Raw genomic sequence first — 18,925 nt, 5'->3', positions numbered from 1 at the left:
GAGAATCGGATGAAACAATATTTGCTGGCCCCTTCAATCCTTTCGGCAGACTTTGCTCGCCTGGGCGAAGATACGGCCAAAGTGCTGGCGGCCGGAGGTGACGTGGTTCACTTCGACGTGATGGACAACCACTACGTCCCTAACCTGACCATGGGTCCGATGGTGCTGAAAGCCCTGCGCGACTATGGCATCACCGCCCCCATCGATGTGCATCTGATGGTGAAACCGGTGGATGCGCTTATCCCCGAGTTCGCCAGAGCGGGCGCCACCTATATCACTTTTCATCCCGAAGCCAGCGAACATGTCGATCGTACCCTGCAACTGATTAAAGAGCATGGCTGCAAAGCGGGCCTGGTCTTTAATCCGGCGACGCCGCTGAGCTACCTCGATTACGTGATGGACAAGCTGGATATCATTCTGCTGATGTCCGTCAACCCCGGTTTTGGCGGTCAGTCCTTTATTCCCGGCACGCTGGATAAGCTGCGCGAAGCGCGCAGACGTATCGATCAGAGCGGCTACGACATTCGTCTGGAAGTGGATGGCGGCGTCAAGATCGACAACATCGGCCAGATCGCGGCCGCCGGGGCGGATATGTTTGTGGCCGGCTCGGCCATCTTTGGTCATCCCGATTACAAGAAAGTGATCGACGATATGCGCAACGAACTGGAGAAGACCAATGGCTCATTTCACTGATATCCGTGCGCTGGCGTTCGATCTGGACGGCACGCTGGTCGATAGCGCGCCAGGCCTGGCCGATGCAATCGATCGCACGCTGAACGACCTTCGTCTGCCGCAGGCGGGTCTGGCGCGTGTGTCAACCTGGATTGGTAACGGTGCCGATATCATGATGGCCCGCGCGCTGACCTTCGCGCTGGGCCGCGAGCCGCAGCCAGAAGAGCAGCGTGATGCCCGGGCGCTGTTTGACCGTCATTATGCCGACACCGTCGAGGCGGGCAGTACGCTGTTCCCGCAGGTGAAGGAGACGCTGGCCGCCTTCAAAGCCGCCGGGCTGCCGATGGCGATTGTCACCAACAAGCCGACGCCGTTTGTGGCACCGCTGCTCGCGTCGCTGGGTATTGAGGATGCGTTTTCACTGATTATCGGTGGCGACGATGTGCCGGTTAAAAAACCGCATCCGGCGGCGATCTTTAAGGTGCTGGGCACCTTTGGTCTGCTGCAGAAGGAGTTGCTGTTTATCGGTGATTCCCGCAATGATATCCAGGCCGCGCAGGCGGCGGGCGTTCCGCATGTCGGCCTGACCTTTGGCTACAACTATGGCGAGCCGATTGCCACCAGCCAGCCCGATTTAACCCTCGACTCTTTCGACGAACTATTGCCCGCTCTGGGGCTGTAAATATCAGGACATAAGTATGAAACCCATCGTTTTCAGCGGCGCACAGCCGTCCGGCGAACTGACCATCGGCAACTACATGGGAGCACTGCGTCAGTGGGTGCAGATGCAGGATGATTTCCACTGCATCTACTGCATCGTGGATCTGCATGCGATCACTGTGCGTCAGGATCCTGCTGCACTGCGTAAGGCGACGCTGGATACGCTGGCGCTCTATCTGGCCTGTGGTATCGACCCCGAAAAAAGCACCATCTTCGTGCAGTCACATGTGCCGGAGCACACGCAGCTGAGCTGGATCCTGAACTGCTACGCCTACTTCGGTGAGCTGAGCCGCATGACTCAGTTCAAGGATAAATCCGCGCGTTACGAAGAGAACATTAACGCTGGTCTGTTCGACTATCCGGTGCTGATGGCGGCTGACATCCTGCTCTATCAGACCCATCAGGTGCCGGTCGGTGAAGATCAGAAACAGCATCTGGAGCTGAGCCGCGATATCGCGCATCGCTTCAACGCGCTTTATGGCGAGATCTTCAAGGTGCCGGAGCCGTTTATTCCGAAGTCCGGCGCGCGCGTAATGTCGCTGCTGGAGCCGACGAAGAAAATGTCCAAGTCTGACGATAACCGCAACAACGTTATCGGCCTGCTGGAAGATCCTAAAGCGGTGGTGAAGAAGATTAAACGTGCCGTGACCGACTCTGAAGAGCCGCCTGTCGTGCGTTACGACATCAAAGAGAAAGCGGGCGTCTCTAACCTGCTGGACATTCTGTCAGGCGTGACCGGCAAAACCATCGCCGAGCTGGAGCAGGAGTTCGAAGGCAGGATGTATGGCCACCTGAAGGGCGCAGTGGCGGATGCCGTCTCCGGTATGCTCTCTGAGCTGCAGGAACGTTATCACCGTTTCCGCAACGATGAAGCGCTGCTGGAGCAGGTGATGCGTGATGGCGCGGCCAAAGCCCGCGCCCAGGCGCAGGAAACGCTGAAGAAGGTGTATGAAGCGGTGGGCTTTGTCGCGATGCCGTAACGGCGAAAGCGACAGACAGAACGGCGGGCATGGTGCCCGCCGTTTTTATTTACAGGCTCAGAACCAGCGCAGCGTGTCACGCAGCGCGACCACGCTGCCGATAATCATCAGGCTGGGGCTGGCGACCTGAGCCGCCAGTGCTTCCAGCTCGCCGAGTGTTCCACTGACCACACGCTGACGGGGCGAGGTGCCGTTTTCTACCAGCGCCACCGGCATATCGCGGCGCATACCGTGCGTGATCAGCTGCTGCTGTATCTCTGCGGCCTGGGTCAGGCCCATATAAAACACCAGCGTCTGCTGTTCCGCCGCCAGCGTCTGCCATTCGAGCGAGCCCGTTTTCTGCAGATGCCCGGTAATCAGCCTCACGCTCTGCGCATGATCTCGGTGGGTCAGGGGAATACCGCTGTAGGCGGCACAGCCCGAAGCGGCGGTGATGCCGGGCACCACGCTGAACGGGATCTGCCGCTGCGCCAGCGCCTCCAGCTCTTCGCCGCCGCGTCCGAAGATAAAGGGATCGCCCCCTTTCAGCCGCACCACCCGTTTACCGCGCTGCGCCTGCTCGCAGAGTAACTGATTGATTTCCTCCTGCGGCACGCAGTGGTATCCGGCCCGTTTACCGACAAAAATGCGTTCGGCATCGCGACGCACCAGATTCAGAATCGCATCAGAAACCAGCCGGTCATAGACGATGACATCCGCCTGCTGGATCAGCTGCAGGCCTTTCAGGGTCAGCAGTCCGGCATCGCCAGGACCAGCACCCACCAGCGCCACTTCTCCCCGCACGGCAGGATCGGCACTCAGGAGCGTCTCCGTGATCTGCGCGGCGCGATCCTCATCACCGTTTGCCAGCGTCTGCGCCAGTCGTTCGCTGTTGAAAAAGCGCTCCCAGAAATGGCGGCGGCCATTGAGAGAGGCGAACTGCGTTTTCACCCGGTCGCGTAGAGTACCTGCCCGCTGCGCCAGCTTGCCGAGATGCTGCGGCAGCATCGCCTCCAGCTTCTCCCGCAGCAGACGCGCCAGCACCGGCGCACGTCCGCCGGAAGAGACGGCGACCATCAGCGGTGAACGGTCGATGACGGAAGGCATAATGGCGCTGGCCTGCTGCGGGGCATCCACCAGATTGCAGAAGATCTGCTGCTTTTCCGCCGCGTCAGCGACCTGCTGATTCACGGCGTTGTCGCTGGTGGCCGCCACGACCAGCCAGCAGTCCTTCAGCCAGTGCGGCTCAAAAGGGCCATGCAGCAGCGTCACAGCCTGCTGCTGTGCCCAGTGCCGGAACACGGGGGAGAAATCAGTCGCGCCGACCCAGAGATCGGCCCCGGCCGCCAGCAGCAGGCGGGCTTTTCGCTCCGCCACATCACCTGCGCCTACCAGCAGGCAGCGTCTGCCCTGCAGACGGCAGAACAGGGGAAAGTAGTCCATCAGGCGTCCTTAATAAAAAGCCCGCGCAGGCGGGCTGTTGACGGGCGTTACAGGCAGACTTCAACCTGTCCGGCGTTGACCCGCACCGGCCAGACCGCGACGGAGCGGGTCTCATCCTCCATGCAGTAGCCATCGCTGAGGCGAAACCGCTGCTTCTTCAGCGGGCTGGCGACCCAGAGCGTGCCCTCGTGTTCGGCAATAATGCCGCGTGACAGTACGCTGGCATGAGCAAAGGGGTCAATATTGCTGAGGGCATAGAGCTGTTCATCGTCGCGGGGACGGAAGATCGCAACCTGCTGGCCTGCTATCAGCGCACAGACGCCGGTGGCGGGCAGGATCTGCGTCAGCGGGCAAACCGGATTCCACTGGCTCATCGTTCAGTCTCCTCAATCAGGGTCACAGCGATACGTTCATCAACGCGTGCCGGGCGATGCTGATCGCGCTCGGCAACCCACTGCACATCAGGATCGCGCTGTGATGAGTTGATAAAGTGGGCGAAGCGCGTCAGATGCGCTTTATCCTCCAGCGTGGTTTTCCATTCACAATGCGCCGTAGCGCGCAGCGCGGCCAGCTGCTCTTCCATCTGGCTGTTGAGGCCGAGCCTGTCATTCACGATCACGTCGCGCAGATAATCGATGCCGCCTTCCAGACTCTCCAGCCACAGCGAGGTACGCTGCAGACGGTCGGCGGTGCGGATGTAGAACATCATGAAGCGGTCAAGAAAGGTGATGAGCGACTGCTGATCCAGATCGGCCGCCAGCAGATCGCCGTGGCGGGGCTTCATGCCGCCGTTGCCGCAGACGTAGAGGTTCCAGCCTTTTTCCGTGGCGATTACGCCGACATCTTTGCCCTGTGCTTCCGCGCATTCGCGGGTGCAGCCGGAAACGCCAAACTTCATCTTGTGCGGCGTCCGGATCCCTTTGTAGCGGTTCTCCAGCATCACGCCAAGGCCGAGGCTGTCGCCCACGCCATAGCGGCACCAGGCGCTGCCGACGCAGGTTTTCGCCATACGCAGCGCCTTGGCGTAGGCCTGGCCGGTTTCAAATCCGGCGTCGATCAGCTGGGACCAGATCGCAGGCAGGTCATCTTTCTGCGCGCCAAACAGACCAATACGCTGGGAGCCGGTGATCTTGGTATAGAGGCGATAACGTTCGGCGACCTCACCGATCGCCTTGAGGCCCTGCGGCGTAATCTCACCGCCGGGTGAACGCGGGATCACCGAATAGGTGCCATCTTTCTGGATATTGCCCAGATAGAGGTCGTTGCTGTCCTGTAACGGCGTATGCTGAGGCGCCAGCACATACTCATTCCAGCAGGAGGCGAGCAGTGAACCCACCGCTGGCTTGCAGATTTCACAGCCGTAGCCCTGACCGTAGCGCGCCAGCAGCTCATCAAAGGTTTTGATCCCCTCCACCTGAATCAGGTGATAAAGCTCCTGACGTGACCAGGCGAAATGGGCGCAGAGATGGTTAGTGACCTCAATCCCCTGACGGCTGAGTTCGCTGTTCAGCACCTGGGTAATCAGCGGAATACAGCCGCCGCAGCCGGTGCCCGCGCGGGTCGCGCTTTTCAGGGCCGCCACGGTATGACAGCCGCCCTGAACCGCCTTCACGATATCGCCTTTGCTGACGTCGAAGCAGGAGCAGATCTGCGCGCTATCCGGCAGGGAATCGACGCCATTCGCCGGTTTGTCCCCGCTGCCTTCAGGCAGGATCAGCGCCTCCGGATTGGCCGGCAGAGGAATCGCATTCAGCACCAGTTGCAGCAGGTTGCCATAGTCGCGGGTGTCGCCCACCAGCACGGCACCCAGCAGGGTTTTCTGGTCGTTGCTGATCACCAGACGTTTGTAGATTGATTTGCCTTCATCCAGCCAGACCACGCTGCGTGCGCCGGGCGTGGTGCCGCGGGCATCGCCAATGCCGCCCACATCCACACCCAGCAGTTTCAGCCTGGCGCTCATGTCCGCGCCGGTAAAGGCATTATCGCGGCCCAGCAGGTGGTCGCTGGCGACCTGCGCCATTTTGTAGCCCGGGGCCACCAGGCCATAGACGCGATTCTGCCAGGCGGCGCACTCACCAATCGCATAGATAGAGGGATCGCTGGTGCGGCACTGGTCATCAATGGCGATGCCGCCGCGCGGCCCCAGGGTCAGCCCACACTGTTTTGCCAGTTTGTCCTGCGGACGAATGCCGGTGGAAAAGACGATAAAATCGACCTCCAGCGCACTGCCATCGGCAAATTCCAGCGTTTTGCCGCCGTGCTTGTGATGCACAATCTGCCGGGTATTTTTACTGGTATGTACCCGCACGCCCATCTGTTCAATCTTGTGACGCAGCAGTTCTCCGCCCTGCTGATCCAGCTGCTCCGCCATCAGTACCGGCGCGAACTCGATAACGTGGGTTTCGATGCCCAGATTTTTCAGCGCGCCCGCCGCTTCCAGCCCCAGCAGCCCACCGCCAATCACTGCACCGCGTTTGCAGCGACGTGAGCAGGCTTCAATGGCGTTGAGATCTTCGATGGTGCGATAGACAAAGCAGTCGCTGCCTTCTGCCCCGGTAATGGGTGGGATCCACGGATAGGAGCCGGTCGCAAAAATCAGCGTGTCGTAGTGCACCGCGCGTCCGGTGCTGGAGTGGATGAGCTTCCCATCACGGTTAATGGTGATGGCACGCTCGCCCAGCAGCAGGGTGACCTGATGTTTGTCGTAATAGCCTTCCCGGACCAGCGACAGTTCTTCAGCAGTATGATGGGAGAAGTAAGCGGACAGATGGACACGATCGTAGGCGACGCGGGGTTCTTCACAAAAGACGGTCAGCGAAAACTGGTCGGGTTCCGCTTTCTCCAGTAACTCTTCGATGAAGCGGTGGCCGACCATGCCGTTACCGATAACGACGACATTGTGCTTGCTCATTTTTGCCTCAAATTTGCGATATCTGCGGCTACAATAGCGCGCCGTTTCTGACGCTTATTGATATGCATCAACCACAACGCCATATACCTATTAAGAGGTATATATATGATTTTCATTGATTTTATCGGATGCGGCTAACCTGCTGAATAACCTGCATTGCTGTTCCTGGTATGAATCGTGCTAGTTTTAACGACACAGGTTAATCGGATAAGGAATCAGCCATGCAGTCACCCGGCAGAATCAATAACGTGCGCTTGCCCGGACGGGAAGGGTTGTGGCAAATCGACATCGCCGACGGCAAAATCACCCGGCTTTCGGCCCAGCCGCAGCCGCTCCCGGCGACAGAGCAGGTGCTGGATGGAGAGGGCGGCCTGGCCTGCGCCCCCTTTGTTGAGCCGCATATTCATCTGGATACGACCCAGACGGCGGGTGAGCCTGCCTGGAATCAGTCCGGCACCCTGTTTGAGGGGATCGAACGCTGGGCCGAGCGCAAAGCCCTGCTCAGCCACGAAGATGTGAAACAGCGGGCGCTGCAGACGCTGAAGTGGCAGATCGCCAACGGCATCCAGTTTGTCCGCACCCACGTCGATGTCTCCGACCCGTCGCTGACGGCCCTGAAAGCGATGCTGGAGCTGAAGACAGAGATGGCCCCCTGGATCACCATTCAGATCGTCGCTTTTCCGCAGGAGGGGATTCTCTCCTATCCCAATGGCGAAGCGCTGCTGGAAGAGGCACTGCGGCTGGGCGCGGATGTGGTCGGCGCGATCCCGCACTTCGAATTTACCCGCGAATATGGCGTCGAATCGCTGCATAAGACCTTTGCGCTGGCGAACCGCTACGATCGCCTGATCGATGTTCACTGCGACGAGATCGACGATGAGCAGTCGCGCTTCGTTGAAACCGTGGCGGCGCTGGCGCATCGCGATGGCAACGGAGCGCGGGTGACGGCCAGTCATACCACCGCGATGCACTCTTACAACGGGGCTTACACCTCGCGGCTGTTCCGGCTGCTGAAACTCTCCGGCATCAACTTTGTCGCTAACCCGCTGGTCAATATCCATCTGCAGGGGCGTTTTGACACCTACCCTAAACGGCGCGGCATCACGCGGGTAAAAGAGATGCTGGAGGCGGAGATTAACGTCTGCTTCGGTCACGACGATGTGTTTGATCCCTGGTATCCGCTGGGCACCGCCAGCATGCTGCAGGTGCTGCATATGGGATTGCATGTCTGTCAGCTGATGGGCTATGAGCAGATCAATGCGGGCCTGGATCTGATTACGCATCACAGCGCCAGGACGCTGCAGCTGCCGGGTTACGGCATTGAGGTCGGCCATGACGCCAGCCTGGTGATTCTGCCTGCGGAGAGTGGTTTTGATGCGGTAAGAAGGCAGGTGCCGGTGCGCTATTCGCTGCGTCAGGGTACGGTAGTGGCAGAGACGAAGCCGGCAGAGAGCGAGATTTACTGGCGGGCGCGGGAGCGGGTGGACTTCCGGCGTTAACGGGCAGGGCGGCGCCAGAACGCCGCCCCGAACAATTAGTGCATGACGTGACCGTGAGAGCGGTGACGGCTGACAAAGCCAAGCAGGGCACACATCACAAACACCACGGCGTAGAGCGCGTTCGCCGTTGCCAGTGCAGTATGCACACCACTCTTCTCCACGATAGGCGCGGTCACCACGAAGGTCAGCATGGTGCCGACCGTGCCGCAGGTCAGAATGAAGTTTACCAGCTTCGGTGAGGCCACTCGGGTCTGCAGCGAACCCAGGGTGATAATGGTGGTGTAGATGGCGCTGGAGCTGAAGCCCAGAATCATGATGATCCATTTCAGCATCCCGGCATCGCTGCTGCTGACGAACCAGTACATCAGCAGGGTAGCCAGACCCGCCAGCACCATCAGAATGCGTTGCAGGTCGAAGAAACGCAGCAGGAAGCTGAAGGCCCACATGCCGACCATGTACGCGGTCCAGAAGCTGCCGACCAGCTGTCCGGCGTCATCAATATTCATGCCCATCACTTTGGTGGCATATTCCGGCACCCAGGAGATGAAACCGAGCTGGCCCAGAATGTAGCAGAGTGCCGCCACCGCCAGCAGCAGGACGCCCACGCCCCATTTTTCCTTCTCAACCGTCGGGCTGTTCTCGGGTTTACGCAGCACCGGGAACTCCACAAACAGCGTCATGATGAAGATGGCGACGTAGATAAAGCCGATGCAGACATAGACCCAGTACCAGGGCAGCTGACGCGCCAGCAGAATGCCTGCCAGCACCGGAAACAGCGTGCCTGCCATGCTGAAGAAGGAGTCGGTAAACAGCAGGCGGGAACCGCGCTGACGGCCTTCATACAGGTGGGTGATCAGGAAGGTCCCGATCGACATGGTGATGCCGCTGACCACGCCCAGCACGAACATACAGAGCGAAAAGACCGTCAGATCGCGACTGGTCATTAATCCGATGATCGCCAGCACCATCAGGACGAAGCCAAAAATCAGCTGACGCTTCAGTGGCACGATGACCATCAGCCAGGCGTTCAGGAAAACGGCCGCCAGGATGCCGCTGTTCAGGAAGGTGAAGGTGTTACTCATGCTGGAGATGGGGATCTGAAAATCTTTGGCGATATCGCCCATCACCATACCGGTAACGATCACCAGCGCGCCGGTCAGCGCGTAGGAGAAGAAGCTTATCCAGGTGAGGCCAATACGATTACGGTTTGTCATGTTCTGAACCTGTTGAGAACCGGGGTGGCAAAAAGTGTCAGAAAGTGTAAACGGAACTGTGATCTTAATAAACAAGCAGTGAAACATGAGATCCATATTTCATGTGTTGTGTGATTTTAATCACGCTGTAGCCCTGGTTTATCGTTTGCTCCCGGCTTTTACCGCCACAGCGTAAATATAGGTAAAACACTGGCTCCTGGAATAGAGTCTCTTTACAATCAATCACGTTTTTGTGCCCGCTCTCCCAGGTAAGGAATCATTCATGTTTAAACGTACTTTAGCAGCGGCCTTCACCCTGTTCGCGCTCTCTTCCGTTTCCGCCCAGGCGCTGGCCGCCAAAGGCGACACGCACGTTCTGCTCACCACTTCTGCCGGCAATATCGAACTCGAACTGAATAATCAGAAAGCGCCGGTCTCCGTGAAAAACTTCGTTGATTACGTGAACAGCGGTTTCTATAACAACACTATTTTTCATCGCGTGATCCCGGGCTTTATGGTGCAGGGCGGGGGATTCACCACCGACATGCAGCAGAAGCAGACTAACGCGCCGATCAAAAATGAAGCGGATAATGGCCTGCGTAACCTGCGTGGCACTATCTCGATGGCGCGTACCGCAGACAAAGACAGCGCGACCAGCCAGTTCTTCCTGAACGTGGCGGACAACGCGTTCCTGGACCACGGACAGCGCGACTTTGGCTATGCCGTGTTTGGTAAGATCGTGAAAGGTCAGGATGTGGTAGAAAAAATTTCGCAGGTGCCGACCAAAGATGTCGGTCCTTACCAGAATGTCCCGTCAAAACCGGTCGTCATTCTCTCCGCCAAAGTCCTGCCTTAAGCCTCCGGATCGCCATCTGCGGATGGCGACGGCCTGCCGTCTCCGGCAAAGCCAGAATTTGCTCTTATACTTAGGGCAAAAAACCTGAGCAGGAGGCGGTATGGCGAACAGACTCACCGAAAAACAGAAAGTCACCCTGTGGCAACAGCGGCGTAGCGCCAGCTATCAGGCCAGTTGCCGTCTGGAGGGCTTTGCACCGACTGAAACCAGCGTTAACAGCGATGATGCGGCGGCACGCCTGGCGTCCCTGAGGAGGCAATATGGACTCTAACAGCGCCGTCAGTCAGGATCCTTACCTGTGGCAGCATGACAACGTCCTGAAAAACCTGGCCGATATTCACGATGCCGCCCAGCTGCGCAAGGCGGAGCTGAGCTTCAGCGCGGCGCGGGCCGCGACACTGGAGCTGGGCCCGCGCAATCCGGGATTGCCCTACCTGCGTCTGATCCACCGCACGCTGTTCCAGGATATCTACAGCTGGGCCGGTGAGCTGCGCACCATCGATATCTGGCGTGATGAGACGCCGTTCTGCCATTTCGAATATATCGAAAAAGAGGGCAACGCACTGATGGCCGCGCTGGAGGAGGAGAAGGGGCTGGCGGAGCTGCCGCGCGAGGAGTTTATCCGCCGCATCGCGCACTACTATTGTGAAATCAATATGCTGCATCCGTTCCGTCATGGAAATGGCCGCGCACAGCGCATCTTCTTCGAACAGCTGGCGCTGCATGCCGGTTATCTGCTGTCGTGGGATGAGACGGATGCGGAAAGCTGGAAAGCGGCGAATCAGGCTGGCGTAGCCGGAGACCTGGAGCCGCTGGAGCAGGTGTTTGCGAAAGTGGTGAGTGAGGCGGCGTAACCGCGTAGAATAGCCGCGCGGGTTATCACTCTGGATGGTTCATGCTGCTGCTTATCGACAACTACGACTCCTTTACCTGGAATCTTTATCAATATTTCTGCGAACTGGGTGCAGAGGTGCAGGTGGTGCGCAATGATGCTATCACCCTGGCGCAGATGGCGGCCTTACCGCTGACTCATCTGGTGATCTCACCAGGTCCCTGCACGCCGTCGGAGTCAGGCATTTCGCTGGCGGCGATCCGGCACTTTGCCGGGAAGCTGCCGGTGCTGGGCGTCTGCCTGGGGCATCAGGCTATCGCCCAGGCGTATGGGGCACAGGTAGTACGGGCGCGTCAGGTGATGCACGGTAAAACGTCCGCCATTCAGCACACCGGTCAGGGTGTGTTCCGCCATCTCAACAATCCCCTTACGGTGACCCGCTACCATTCGCTGATCGTCAAACGCGACTCCCTGCCGGAGGCGTTCGAGATAACGGCCTGGACAGTGCGTGACGGCGAACCCGACGAAATCATGGGATTCCGCCACAAAACCCTTGCGCTGGAGGGCGTGCAGTTCCATCCCGAGAGCATTCTCAGCGAGCAGGGGCACCAGCTGCTGCGCAATTTCCTGACGCAATAAGTTGCCTTTGAGTGATTTTTTATGCATATTTTGTGATTATTATTTCATGATTGCACAAACATCATTCAAATGGGGTCATCAATGGCAGCCGAAAAAATTGCGGTCACGCGGGAGACGTTCGATAACGTTATTTTGCCTGTTTATGCACCTGCGCAGTTCGTGCCGGTAAAAGGCAAGGGCAGCCGTGTATGGGATCAGCAGGGCAAAGAGTATATCGATTTCTCGGGTGGCATCGCCGTCACCGCACTTGGACACTGCCATCCTGCGCTGGTGGAGACGCTGAAAAGCCAGGGTGAGACGCTGTGGCACACCAGCAACGTCTTCACCAACGAACCGGCGCTGCGTCTTGCCAGTAAACTCATACACGCGACCTTTGCCGAGCGCGTTTTCTTCGCGAACTCCGGCGCCGAAGCCAACGAAGCGGCGTTTAAGCTGGCGCGTTATTACGCCTGCAAGCGTCACAGCCCGTTCAAAAGCAAGATCATCGCCTTCCACAACGCATTTCATGGCCGGACGCTCTTTACCGTCACGGTCGGCGGGCAGCCAAAATATTCAGACGGATTCGGGCCTAAACCGGCGGATATCGTTCATGTGCCGTTCAACGATCTGGATGCGGTAAAAGCGGTGATCGACGACCATACCTGCGCCATCGTGGTTGAGCCTGTTCAGGGCGAAGGCGGCGTGATGCCGGCCACTCCGGCCTTTATGCAGGGATTGCGTGAGCTTTGCGATCAGCATCAGGCGCTGCTGGTGCTGGATGAGGTGCAGAGCGGCATGGGGCGCAGCGGCAAGCTGTTTGCCTATGAGCACTATGGCATTCAGCCCGATATCCTGACCTCTGCCAAAGCGCTGGGCGGCGGCTTCCCGGTCAGCGCCATGCTGACCACCAATGAGATCGCCTCGACGATGGCACCGGGCGTGCATGGTACCACCTATGGCGGGAATCCCCTGGCCTGCGCCATCGCCGAAACCGCGCTGGATATCATCAACACCCCGGCGGTGCTGGCGGGCGTGGAAGCGCGTCGTCAGCACTTTGTGACGGCGCTGCAGGCGATTGACGCGAAGTATGATCTGTTCAGCGATATCCGCGGCAAAGGCCTGCTGATTGGTGCGGCGCTGAAGCCTCAGCATGCCGGTAAATCGCGCGACATCCTGAATGCCGCTGCGGCAGAAGGGGTGATGGTGCTGGTCGCCGGGACTGACGTAATGCGTTTCGCGCCGTCGCTGATCATTGAACCGGCTGACATCGAAGAGGGCATGCATCGCTTCGCCACGGCGGTCGGCAGGGTGCTCAACGGCTGAATCAGCTTTTCCGTAAATGACGGATCAGCCAGCGGCCATGTTGCGGTCGCTGGCTCCACGCCAGTGAAGAGATAGTGTGCATTACGCTCAGATGATCGAGAATGCGCCGCACATGCTGCTCCACGACCGTCACCGGCCCCTCACTGATATTCTCCAGCTCATCCAGCAGATTAACCTGTGAGCTTGCCCCATCATATTCCAGCCGCTGCTGACACCGCTGCAGCGCGATTTCACAGGATTGCAGATAGCGCTGGGCCAGCGAGGCCGTGAGCATGGTGTGTTCGCGCGCCAGAATCGTCATCGCATTAATGTGCTCGACGATAAACTGGCTGTGCGTTACCCAGAGCCGCATATCTTTCAGATACTGGGCGTTGAATGCCGGCTCCTGCATCGCCTGATTCAGGGAGTTGAACAGTGCATTGTGCGCCTGATTCACCTGCACGCGCTGGTAGGCGAGTTTGTCGGGTGATTGCTCATCGCCCAGCAGCAGACGCAGCGCATCCTGATAGGTTTCCAGCGCATCATGCGCGTTCTGCCGCAGTAAGCCGCTCTGCCACTGCGGCCAGAGCCAGAGCATTCCGCCAAAAGCGATCAGACAGCCCATCAGCGTATCCATCAGGCGCGGCAGCAGAAACTGTGCGCCGTTCAGCGACAGCAGCTGCAGCGAATAAACGGCAGTCACCGTGAAGCCAATCATCGACCAGCCATAAAACTGACGGGTAAAGCGATAGCTGATAAAGGTAATCGCCAGCATGATCAGCAGCACCAGTGACTCCGGCACCGCCAGGCGCAGCGTAGCGGCCGCGATCACCAGCCCGGCAAACGTGCCCAGCGCCCGGTGCTGGATGCGGACACGGGTGGCGCTGTAGCCGTTCTGGCTGACGAACATGATGGTCATCAGGATCCAGTAGGGCTTGGGAATGTTGAAGAACAGCGCCAGTGCGCTGCCCAGCATCAGCATGACCGCAAAACGACCGGCGGTGCGCAGCGCCGAGGAGCGCAGGGAGAGATAGTTGCGCAGGGCAGGCAGCAGCGGCAGGCGGCGCTGGCGGTCGGCCATCAGGTCGCGCTGATAGAGCGGTTTCTGCGTGCGCAGGACCCGGGCAATCCGGTTGAAGTGATAGAGGCAGAAGTGCCCGACCGGGTTGTCGGGATGCTGCCAGGTGATTTTCTCCAGCGCGCCGAGCTGCTTGTCCATCGCAAAGCGTTCGGGTAACTGGTGATAAAGAATATTATCCGCCAGCACCCGCAGCCGGGCCGAGATAGTTTTGGCATTCCAGCGGATCACCGCTTCGGCGTGGCTCTGCTCCACCAGCTTCTGCACCTCTTCCGGCCGATGCAGGCTGACTGAGATATGCTCCTGCAGATCCAGCGCCACCTGAAAGGCGCGCGTCAGCCGCTTATGACTGTGGTCGCGGCTGGCCGACAGCATATGCATCTGCTGATAACAGGTGTTGATCAGGTCGACCACTTTCTGCTGGCGAGCCAGCAGCGGCGGCAGGGCCTTCTCCGGATCGGTCAGCTGTGTCAGCAGGGTATATTTGGCGTCGCAGTAGTTAGCCAGTTCGCGGTAGATCAGACTCAGGCTCTCGCGCATCGGCTGCTCTTTCCACAGCCAGAACCAGAACCAGTTAAACAGCCCATACCAGAGCGTGCCGCCGATATAGAGCAGGGGCGGAACATAGATCGGCATGCGACCCACCAGGCTCAGGGTAAAGATGGCGGCGATAAGGGTGCCGGGCAGCAGACGGCCATGCAGTGGACTGATCTCTCCGGTTACTCCGAGCAACAGCGACATGGCGAACAGGATCAGCGGCAGCGGCACCGCCTGCAGGGTGAGCCACTGGATCAGGAAGCTGCCGAGGGCAAACAGGCTGCCGCCCACGATCAGGCGTTTGAAGAAGCGTTTATGCGGGGTATCCAGACCAGCGATATTGCAGCAGGCGGGCACCAGCGAGAAGAGCAGGCCTTTTTGCAGGTCGCCCGCCAGCCAGCCCAGCGCCACCGGCAGGCAGAGCACCAGCGTTTGCCGCAGGGCGTAGTTCACTTCAGGGTGGTAGATTATTCGACGCCACATCGGCTCAGCACAAACAATAACGGCGTGATGTTGCCATCACGCCGTGGGTGACAGGAATCAGCGGGTGCCGTAAACGACGATGGTTTTGCCGTGTGCGGAGATCAGGTTCTGATCTTCCAGCATCTTCAGAATACGGCCCACGGTTTCGCGTGAACAACCAACAATCTGGCCAATTTCCTGACGAGTGATTTTAATTTGCATGCCGTCGGGATGCGTCATGGCATCTGGCTGTTTCGCCAGGTTAAGCAGGGTCTGTGCAATGCGCCCGGTCACGTCAAGGAAAGCGAGATTACCCACTTTTTCAGACGTGACCTGCAGGCGACGCGCCATCTGCGACGAGAGTCGCATCAGGATATCAGGGTTAACCTGGATCAGCTGACGGAACTTCTTATAAGAAATCTCTGCCACTTCACATGCGCTTTTCGCACGTACCCAGGCGCTGCGCTCCTGGCCTTCTTCAAACAGGCCAAGCTCACCAATAAAATCACCCTGATTCAGGTAGGAAAGAATCATCTCCTTGCCTTCTTCATCTTTAATCAGAACCGCAACGGAACCTTTCACGATGTAGTAAAGCGTTTCGGCTTTTTCACCTTGATGAATCAGCGTACTTTTGGATGGATACTTGTGAATATGGCAATGGGACAGGAACCATTCGAGTGTAGGGTCTGTTTGCGGTTTGCCGAGAACCATTCGCTATTATCCTCTGTTGTAATCGTGCCCAAAACACAGGGGGCAGTTTTCCCTGTCAGGCGGTGAAAGCTTCAAGCGTTTTCCATTTCAGGAAATTATTCGGGCCGCATCAGGCGCAGTGCGCATCATTCTTCCCGGCTTCGTCATCGGGTGACGAAAAATATTTTCAGCACTGTTTGTAGCACAGCTTAAGCCGACTGTCTTCTGTTGTCTCGCTTCAGCTACGGGCGGATTTCTCCGGATTGCTGTTTACCAGGGGAAAGCGTACTCTGACGACAAAACAGCATATTCCGGAGCAAAAATCATGCAGGCAAGAGTGAAATGGGTAGAAGGGCTGACATTCCTCGGAGAATCCTCATCGGGCCATCAGATCCTGATGGATGGCAATTCAGGGGATAAAGCGCCCAGCCCAATGGAGATGGTGCTGATGGCGGCGGGCGGATGCAGCGCAATCGACGTGGTATCAATTCTGCAAAAAGGCCGCAACGATGTGGCTGATTGTGAAGTAAAACTGACCTCAGAACGTCGTGAAGAGGCGCCGCGAATCTTTACGCACATCAACCTGCATTTTATCGTCAGTGGCAAAGCACTCCAGGATAAAGCGGTCTCACGCGCCGTCGATCTTTCGGCGGAAAAATATTGCTCGGTCGCCATCATGCTGGGTAAAGGCGTAACGATTACCCACAGCTACGAAGTGATTGAACTGTAATAGCCGCAGGATTTTTAACGTTGCCGGCACGCTGTTGTAAGACCGTGCCTGCACAGAGAACCGGGTCAGATCAGAAGGTCGCCTGAGCCAGTCCCTGACCGCTCGTCCCGCGCTGTCCCTGGCGGGGGACGCTTTCCTCTTCTGATCCGGTTCCCTGCGTGTTGAGCTTATGGGCTGCTGTCAGATCCTTTGTGTCCGGGTTTTGCCTGTAGCGACCTTCCTGAAGCCTGCGCATGCCGTCCCTTACTCTATCCGTTTGCCTTGCATCAGCCGCTTCACCAGCGGGCCCATAATTAACTCCATCGCCAGACCCATTTTGCCGCCCGGCACCACCAGGGTATTGATGTGCGAGATAAAGGAGCCCTGCAGCATCGCCAGCAGATAGGGGAAGTCGATATCCTCCAGCGCCTGGAAATGAATCACCACAAAACTCTCATCCAGCGATGGGATGGCACGGGCAGCGAACGGGTTGGAGGTATCTACGGTCGGGACACGCTGAAAGTTGATATGGGTGCGGGAGAACTGGGGCGTGATGAAGTTGATGTAATCCTCCATCGACCGGACCACCGAGTCCATCACCGCTTCACGGGAGTGGCCGCGCTCGCCGGTGTCGCGCACCAGCTTCTGGATCCACTCCAGGTTTACAATCGGGACCACGCCAACCAGCAGATCAACCTGCTCCGCCACATTGTGCTGCGCCGTTACCACACCGCCATGCAGCCCTTCATAGAAGAGAATATCGGTGTTCTGCGGCAGCGGCTGCCACGGCGTAAAGGTGCCTGGCACCTGATTCCACGGCACCGCCTCATCGTAAGTGTGCAGATATTTGCGCGACTGCCCCTGTCCGCTATAGCCATACTCTTTAAAGCTCTGCTCCAGCAGGCCAAAGTCATTGGCTTCGGGGCCGAAGTAGCTGACGTGGCGTCCTAAATCGCGCGCTTTACGAATCGCCATATCCATCTCAGGACGGGTAAAGCGGTGAAAGCTGTCGCCCTCCAGCTCCGCCGCATGAAGATCAAGCTGCTGAAAGATTTTGCGAAACGCCAGGCTGGTGGTGGTGGTTCCTGCACCACTGGAACCGGTCACCGCGATAATAGGATGACGTGCAGACATAGAGAAGCTCCCTGTGAGATCGGGTAACAGGCATTGTTAGCATGAAATGGCGGCGGGTGCATCAGCCACGAAAGGCGTTGCGCGGCATAATATTGACCGACTCATGCAGTTCTGACCATACCAGCACCACTTCACCGCTTTCCAGCTGACGTCGCACGTCCGCCACTTTGTCCAGCAGGCTGCGCTCCTGCTCGCCGTAGTCTGTGCCTTCGCGCAGCACAAAGGTTTCAATCAGGTTTTCAAGGGTCTCAGGCGAGACCTGTTGCCAGGGAATAATCACGAGATCAGTTATCCAGAAAAGGGGCGATCCACTGAGGGATGCGCTGTTCCAGCCACATTTCAGGCTGGCGTAATGTGCCGCCGACAAACCCTACGTGGCCGCCGTGTGATGTCAGTTGATACGTAATAGTGGCAGATAATTGACTGCTCTGCGGGATCACCTCATCACTCATAAAGGGATCGTCCCGGGCGTGCAGGATCAGCAGCGGTTTTTCTATCTGCTTCAGCCAGGGCATGGCGCTGGCCCGATGATAGTAATCTGCCGCATCCATAAAACCGTGGGCGCGCGCCGTAATCGCATCATCGAAGTCGCGCAGTCGCCGCAGCCCCTTGAGCTCTGCCAGATTCACCGGCAGCGTATCCGGCCAGGCGTGCAGCTTACGGCGGGCATTCTTCTTGAGCTGTGCCAGCAGATAGTATTGATAGAAGCGCGAAAAACCGCGTTCCAGTTTTACGCTGCAGGGCTCCAGCAGCAGCGGCGCTGAAACAATCACGCCAGCGTCGACCTCTGCGGCGGCGCCCTCCTGACCCAGCAGACAGCCCAGCATGTTGCCGCCCAGCGAAAACCCCACGGCGGCGGTAGGCACGCGGCCCCAGCGGGTGTGCAGCCAGCGCAGGAAAAAGCGGGCGTCGTCGGTTTCACCAGAGTGATAGATGCGGTTCAGCCGGTTAGGTTCGCCGCTGCAGCCGCGAAAATGCATCACCACCGCCAGCCAGCCGCGCGCGCGGCAGATCGTCATCAGGCCGTGAATATAGGGGCTGTGAAAACTTCCCTCCAGCCCGTGAAACAGCACCACGCGTGGCTTATGCTGCGCAGAGTGCGGATCTTCACTCCAGGCGAGATCGACAAAATCGCCATCCGGCAGATCGAGACGCTGCCAGTGGGGAACCAGCGTGCTGCGCCGGCGTAACAGACGCGGCAGCATCGTCTGCAGATGCGCGTTACGCAGCCCGGCAGGCGGCGTGAACTGCTCGTTTTCCGGTCCGGTAAATTTCATGTGGTAAAAGCTTGTCTGTTCCATATCACACTG

Annotated in this window: 19 protein-coding genes; 10 read left to right on the top strand and 9 right to left on the bottom strand. The window is 58.4% G+C overall.

The window, feature by feature from the left end:
* Window positions 1-9: 9 nt before the first annotated feature.
* From rpe to trpS, 3 genes are read left to right on the top strand one after another with little or no spacing between them, the layout of a single operon-like run.
* Complete coding sequence (rpe, locus tag AB1748_RS00445; protein WP_367395879.1) at window positions 10-693, top strand: ribulose-phosphate 3-epimerase; 684 nt, start codon at window positions 10-12, stop codon at window positions 691-693.
* Window positions 677-1,354, top strand: coding sequence for a phosphoglycolate phosphatase (locus tag AB1748_RS00440; RefSeq protein ID WP_111139723.1), 678 nt, complete (start codon window positions 677-679; stop codon window positions 1,352-1,354). Before rpe ends, AB1748_RS00440 begins: the two co-directional genes overlap by 17 nt.
* A 16-nt stretch (window positions 1,355-1,370) precedes the next feature.
* On the top strand, window positions 1,371-2,372 hold the full coding sequence (trpS, locus tag AB1748_RS00435; RefSeq protein ID WP_111139722.1) for a tryptophan--tRNA ligase: 1,002 nt from the start codon (window positions 1,371-1,373) through the stop codon (window positions 2,370-2,372).
* Between the two features lie 57 nt (window positions 2,373-2,429).
* Here trpS and cysG read toward each other — a convergent pair whose 3' ends face one another.
* The 3 genes from cysG to nirB are packed head-to-tail and all read right to left on the bottom strand — an operon-like array spanning window position 2,430 to window position 6,705.
* Window positions 2,430-3,794, bottom strand: a complete 1,365-nt coding sequence (gene cysG, locus AB1748_RS00430; RefSeq protein WP_367395878.1) for a siroheme synthase CysG — start codon at window positions 3,792-3,794, stop codon at window positions 2,430-2,432.
* Between the two features lie 47 nt (window positions 3,795-3,841).
* Window positions 3,842-4,168, bottom strand: coding sequence for a nitrite reductase small subunit NirD (gene nirD / locus AB1748_RS00425; RefSeq protein ID WP_293773411.1), 327 nt, complete (start codon window positions 4,166-4,168; stop codon window positions 3,842-3,844).
* On the bottom strand, window positions 4,165-6,705 hold the full coding sequence (gene nirB, locus AB1748_RS00420) for a nitrite reductase large subunit NirB (protein ID WP_367395877.1): 2,541 nt from the start codon (window positions 6,703-6,705) through the stop codon (window positions 4,165-4,167). Before nirB ends, nirD begins: the two co-directional genes overlap by 4 nt.
* 221 nt (window positions 6,706-6,926) lie before the next feature.
* Here nirB and AB1748_RS00415 point away from each other — a divergent pair, with 221 nt between their 5' ends.
* The gene (locus AB1748_RS00415; RefSeq protein WP_111139718.1) at window positions 6,927-8,204 is read left to right on the top strand and encodes a cytosine deaminase; all 1,278 of its coding nucleotides are present in this window, start codon (window positions 6,927-6,929) and stop codon (window positions 8,202-8,204) included.
* 35 nt (window positions 8,205-8,239) lie between these two features.
* On the opposite strand, the gene tsgA is transcribed toward AB1748_RS00415, so the two are convergent.
* Window positions 8,240-9,418, bottom strand: a complete 1,179-nt coding sequence (tsgA, locus tag AB1748_RS00410) for an MFS transporter TsgA (protein ID WP_111139717.1) — start codon at window positions 9,416-9,418, stop codon at window positions 8,240-8,242.
* Between the two features lie 262 nt (window positions 9,419-9,680).
* Here tsgA and ppiA point away from each other — a divergent pair, with 262 nt between their 5' ends.
* From ppiA to AB1748_RS00385, 5 genes are all read left to right on the top strand, one after another.
* On the top strand, window positions 9,681-10,253 hold the full coding sequence (ppiA, locus tag AB1748_RS00405; protein WP_111139716.1) for a peptidylprolyl isomerase A: 573 nt from the start codon (window positions 9,681-9,683) through the stop codon (window positions 10,251-10,253).
* 100 nt (window positions 10,254-10,353) lie between these two features.
* Complete coding sequence (locus AB1748_RS00400) at window positions 10,354-10,524, top strand: YhfG family protein (protein ID WP_111139715.1); 171 nt, start codon at window positions 10,354-10,356, stop codon at window positions 10,522-10,524.
* Entirely contained in the window at window positions 10,514-11,107 is a 594-nt protein-coding gene (locus AB1748_RS00395; RefSeq protein WP_111139714.1) for a putative adenosine monophosphate-protein transferase Fic, read from the top strand. The genes AB1748_RS00400 and AB1748_RS00395 overlap by 11 nt, the downstream gene beginning before the upstream one ends.
* A gap of 41 nt (window positions 11,108-11,148) precedes the next feature.
* Window positions 11,149-11,724: an aminodeoxychorismate/anthranilate synthase component II gene (locus tag AB1748_RS00390; protein ID WP_111139713.1), complete on the top strand. Its 576-nt coding sequence runs from the start codon at window positions 11,149-11,151 to the stop codon at window positions 11,722-11,724.
* An 81-nt stretch (window positions 11,725-11,805) separates the two neighbouring features.
* Entirely contained in the window at window positions 11,806-13,026 is a 1,221-nt protein-coding gene (locus AB1748_RS00385) for an aspartate aminotransferase family protein (protein ID WP_293773422.1), read from the top strand.
* Between the two features lies 1 nt (window position 13,027).
* Here AB1748_RS00385 and AB1748_RS00380 read toward each other — a convergent pair whose 3' ends face one another.
* Together AB1748_RS00380 and crp are read right to left on the bottom strand one after the other, a co-directional pair.
* Window positions 13,028-15,103, bottom strand: a complete 2,076-nt coding sequence (locus tag AB1748_RS00380) for a YccS/YhfK family putative transporter (protein WP_111139711.1) — start codon at window positions 15,101-15,103, stop codon at window positions 13,028-13,030.
* 57 nt (window positions 15,104-15,160) lie between these two features.
* Window positions 15,161-15,793, bottom strand: coding sequence for a cAMP-activated global transcriptional regulator CRP (gene crp / locus AB1748_RS00375; protein WP_003852956.1), 633 nt, complete (start codon window positions 15,791-15,793; stop codon window positions 15,161-15,163).
* Window positions 15,794-16,097: 304 nt separating this feature from the next.
* Between crp and AB1748_RS00370 the strand changes: the two genes are divergently transcribed.
* The gene (locus tag AB1748_RS00370) at window positions 16,098-16,502 is read left to right on the top strand and encodes an OsmC family protein (protein ID WP_003852949.1); all 405 of its coding nucleotides are present in this window, start codon (window positions 16,098-16,100) and stop codon (window positions 16,500-16,502) included.
* 243 nt (window positions 16,503-16,745) lie between these two features.
* Here AB1748_RS00370 and AB1748_RS00365 read toward each other — a convergent pair whose 3' ends face one another.
* From AB1748_RS00365 to AB1748_RS00355, 3 genes are all read right to left on the bottom strand, one after another.
* On the bottom strand, window positions 16,746-17,615 hold the full coding sequence (locus tag AB1748_RS00365) for a phosphoribulokinase (protein WP_111139710.1): 870 nt from the start codon (window positions 17,613-17,615) through the stop codon (window positions 16,746-16,748).
* Between the two features lie 61 nt (window positions 17,616-17,676).
* Window positions 17,677-17,895, bottom strand: coding sequence for a YheU family protein (locus tag AB1748_RS00360; RefSeq protein WP_111139709.1), 219 nt, complete (start codon window positions 17,893-17,895; stop codon window positions 17,677-17,679).
* A gap of 4 nt (window positions 17,896-17,899) precedes the next feature.
* Window positions 17,900-18,916, bottom strand: coding sequence for a hydrolase (locus AB1748_RS00355; RefSeq protein WP_111139708.1), 1,017 nt, complete (start codon window positions 18,914-18,916; stop codon window positions 17,900-17,902).
* Window positions 18,917-18,925: the final 9 nt, after the last annotated feature.

This window comes from Pantoea sp. Ep11b, assembly GCF_040783975.1.
GTDB lineage: Bacteria > Pseudomonadota > Gammaproteobacteria > Enterobacterales > Enterobacteriaceae > Pantoea.
The sequence above is the reverse complement of the archived record's forward strand: the minus strand, read 5'-3'. Positions and strand labels throughout refer to the sequence as shown.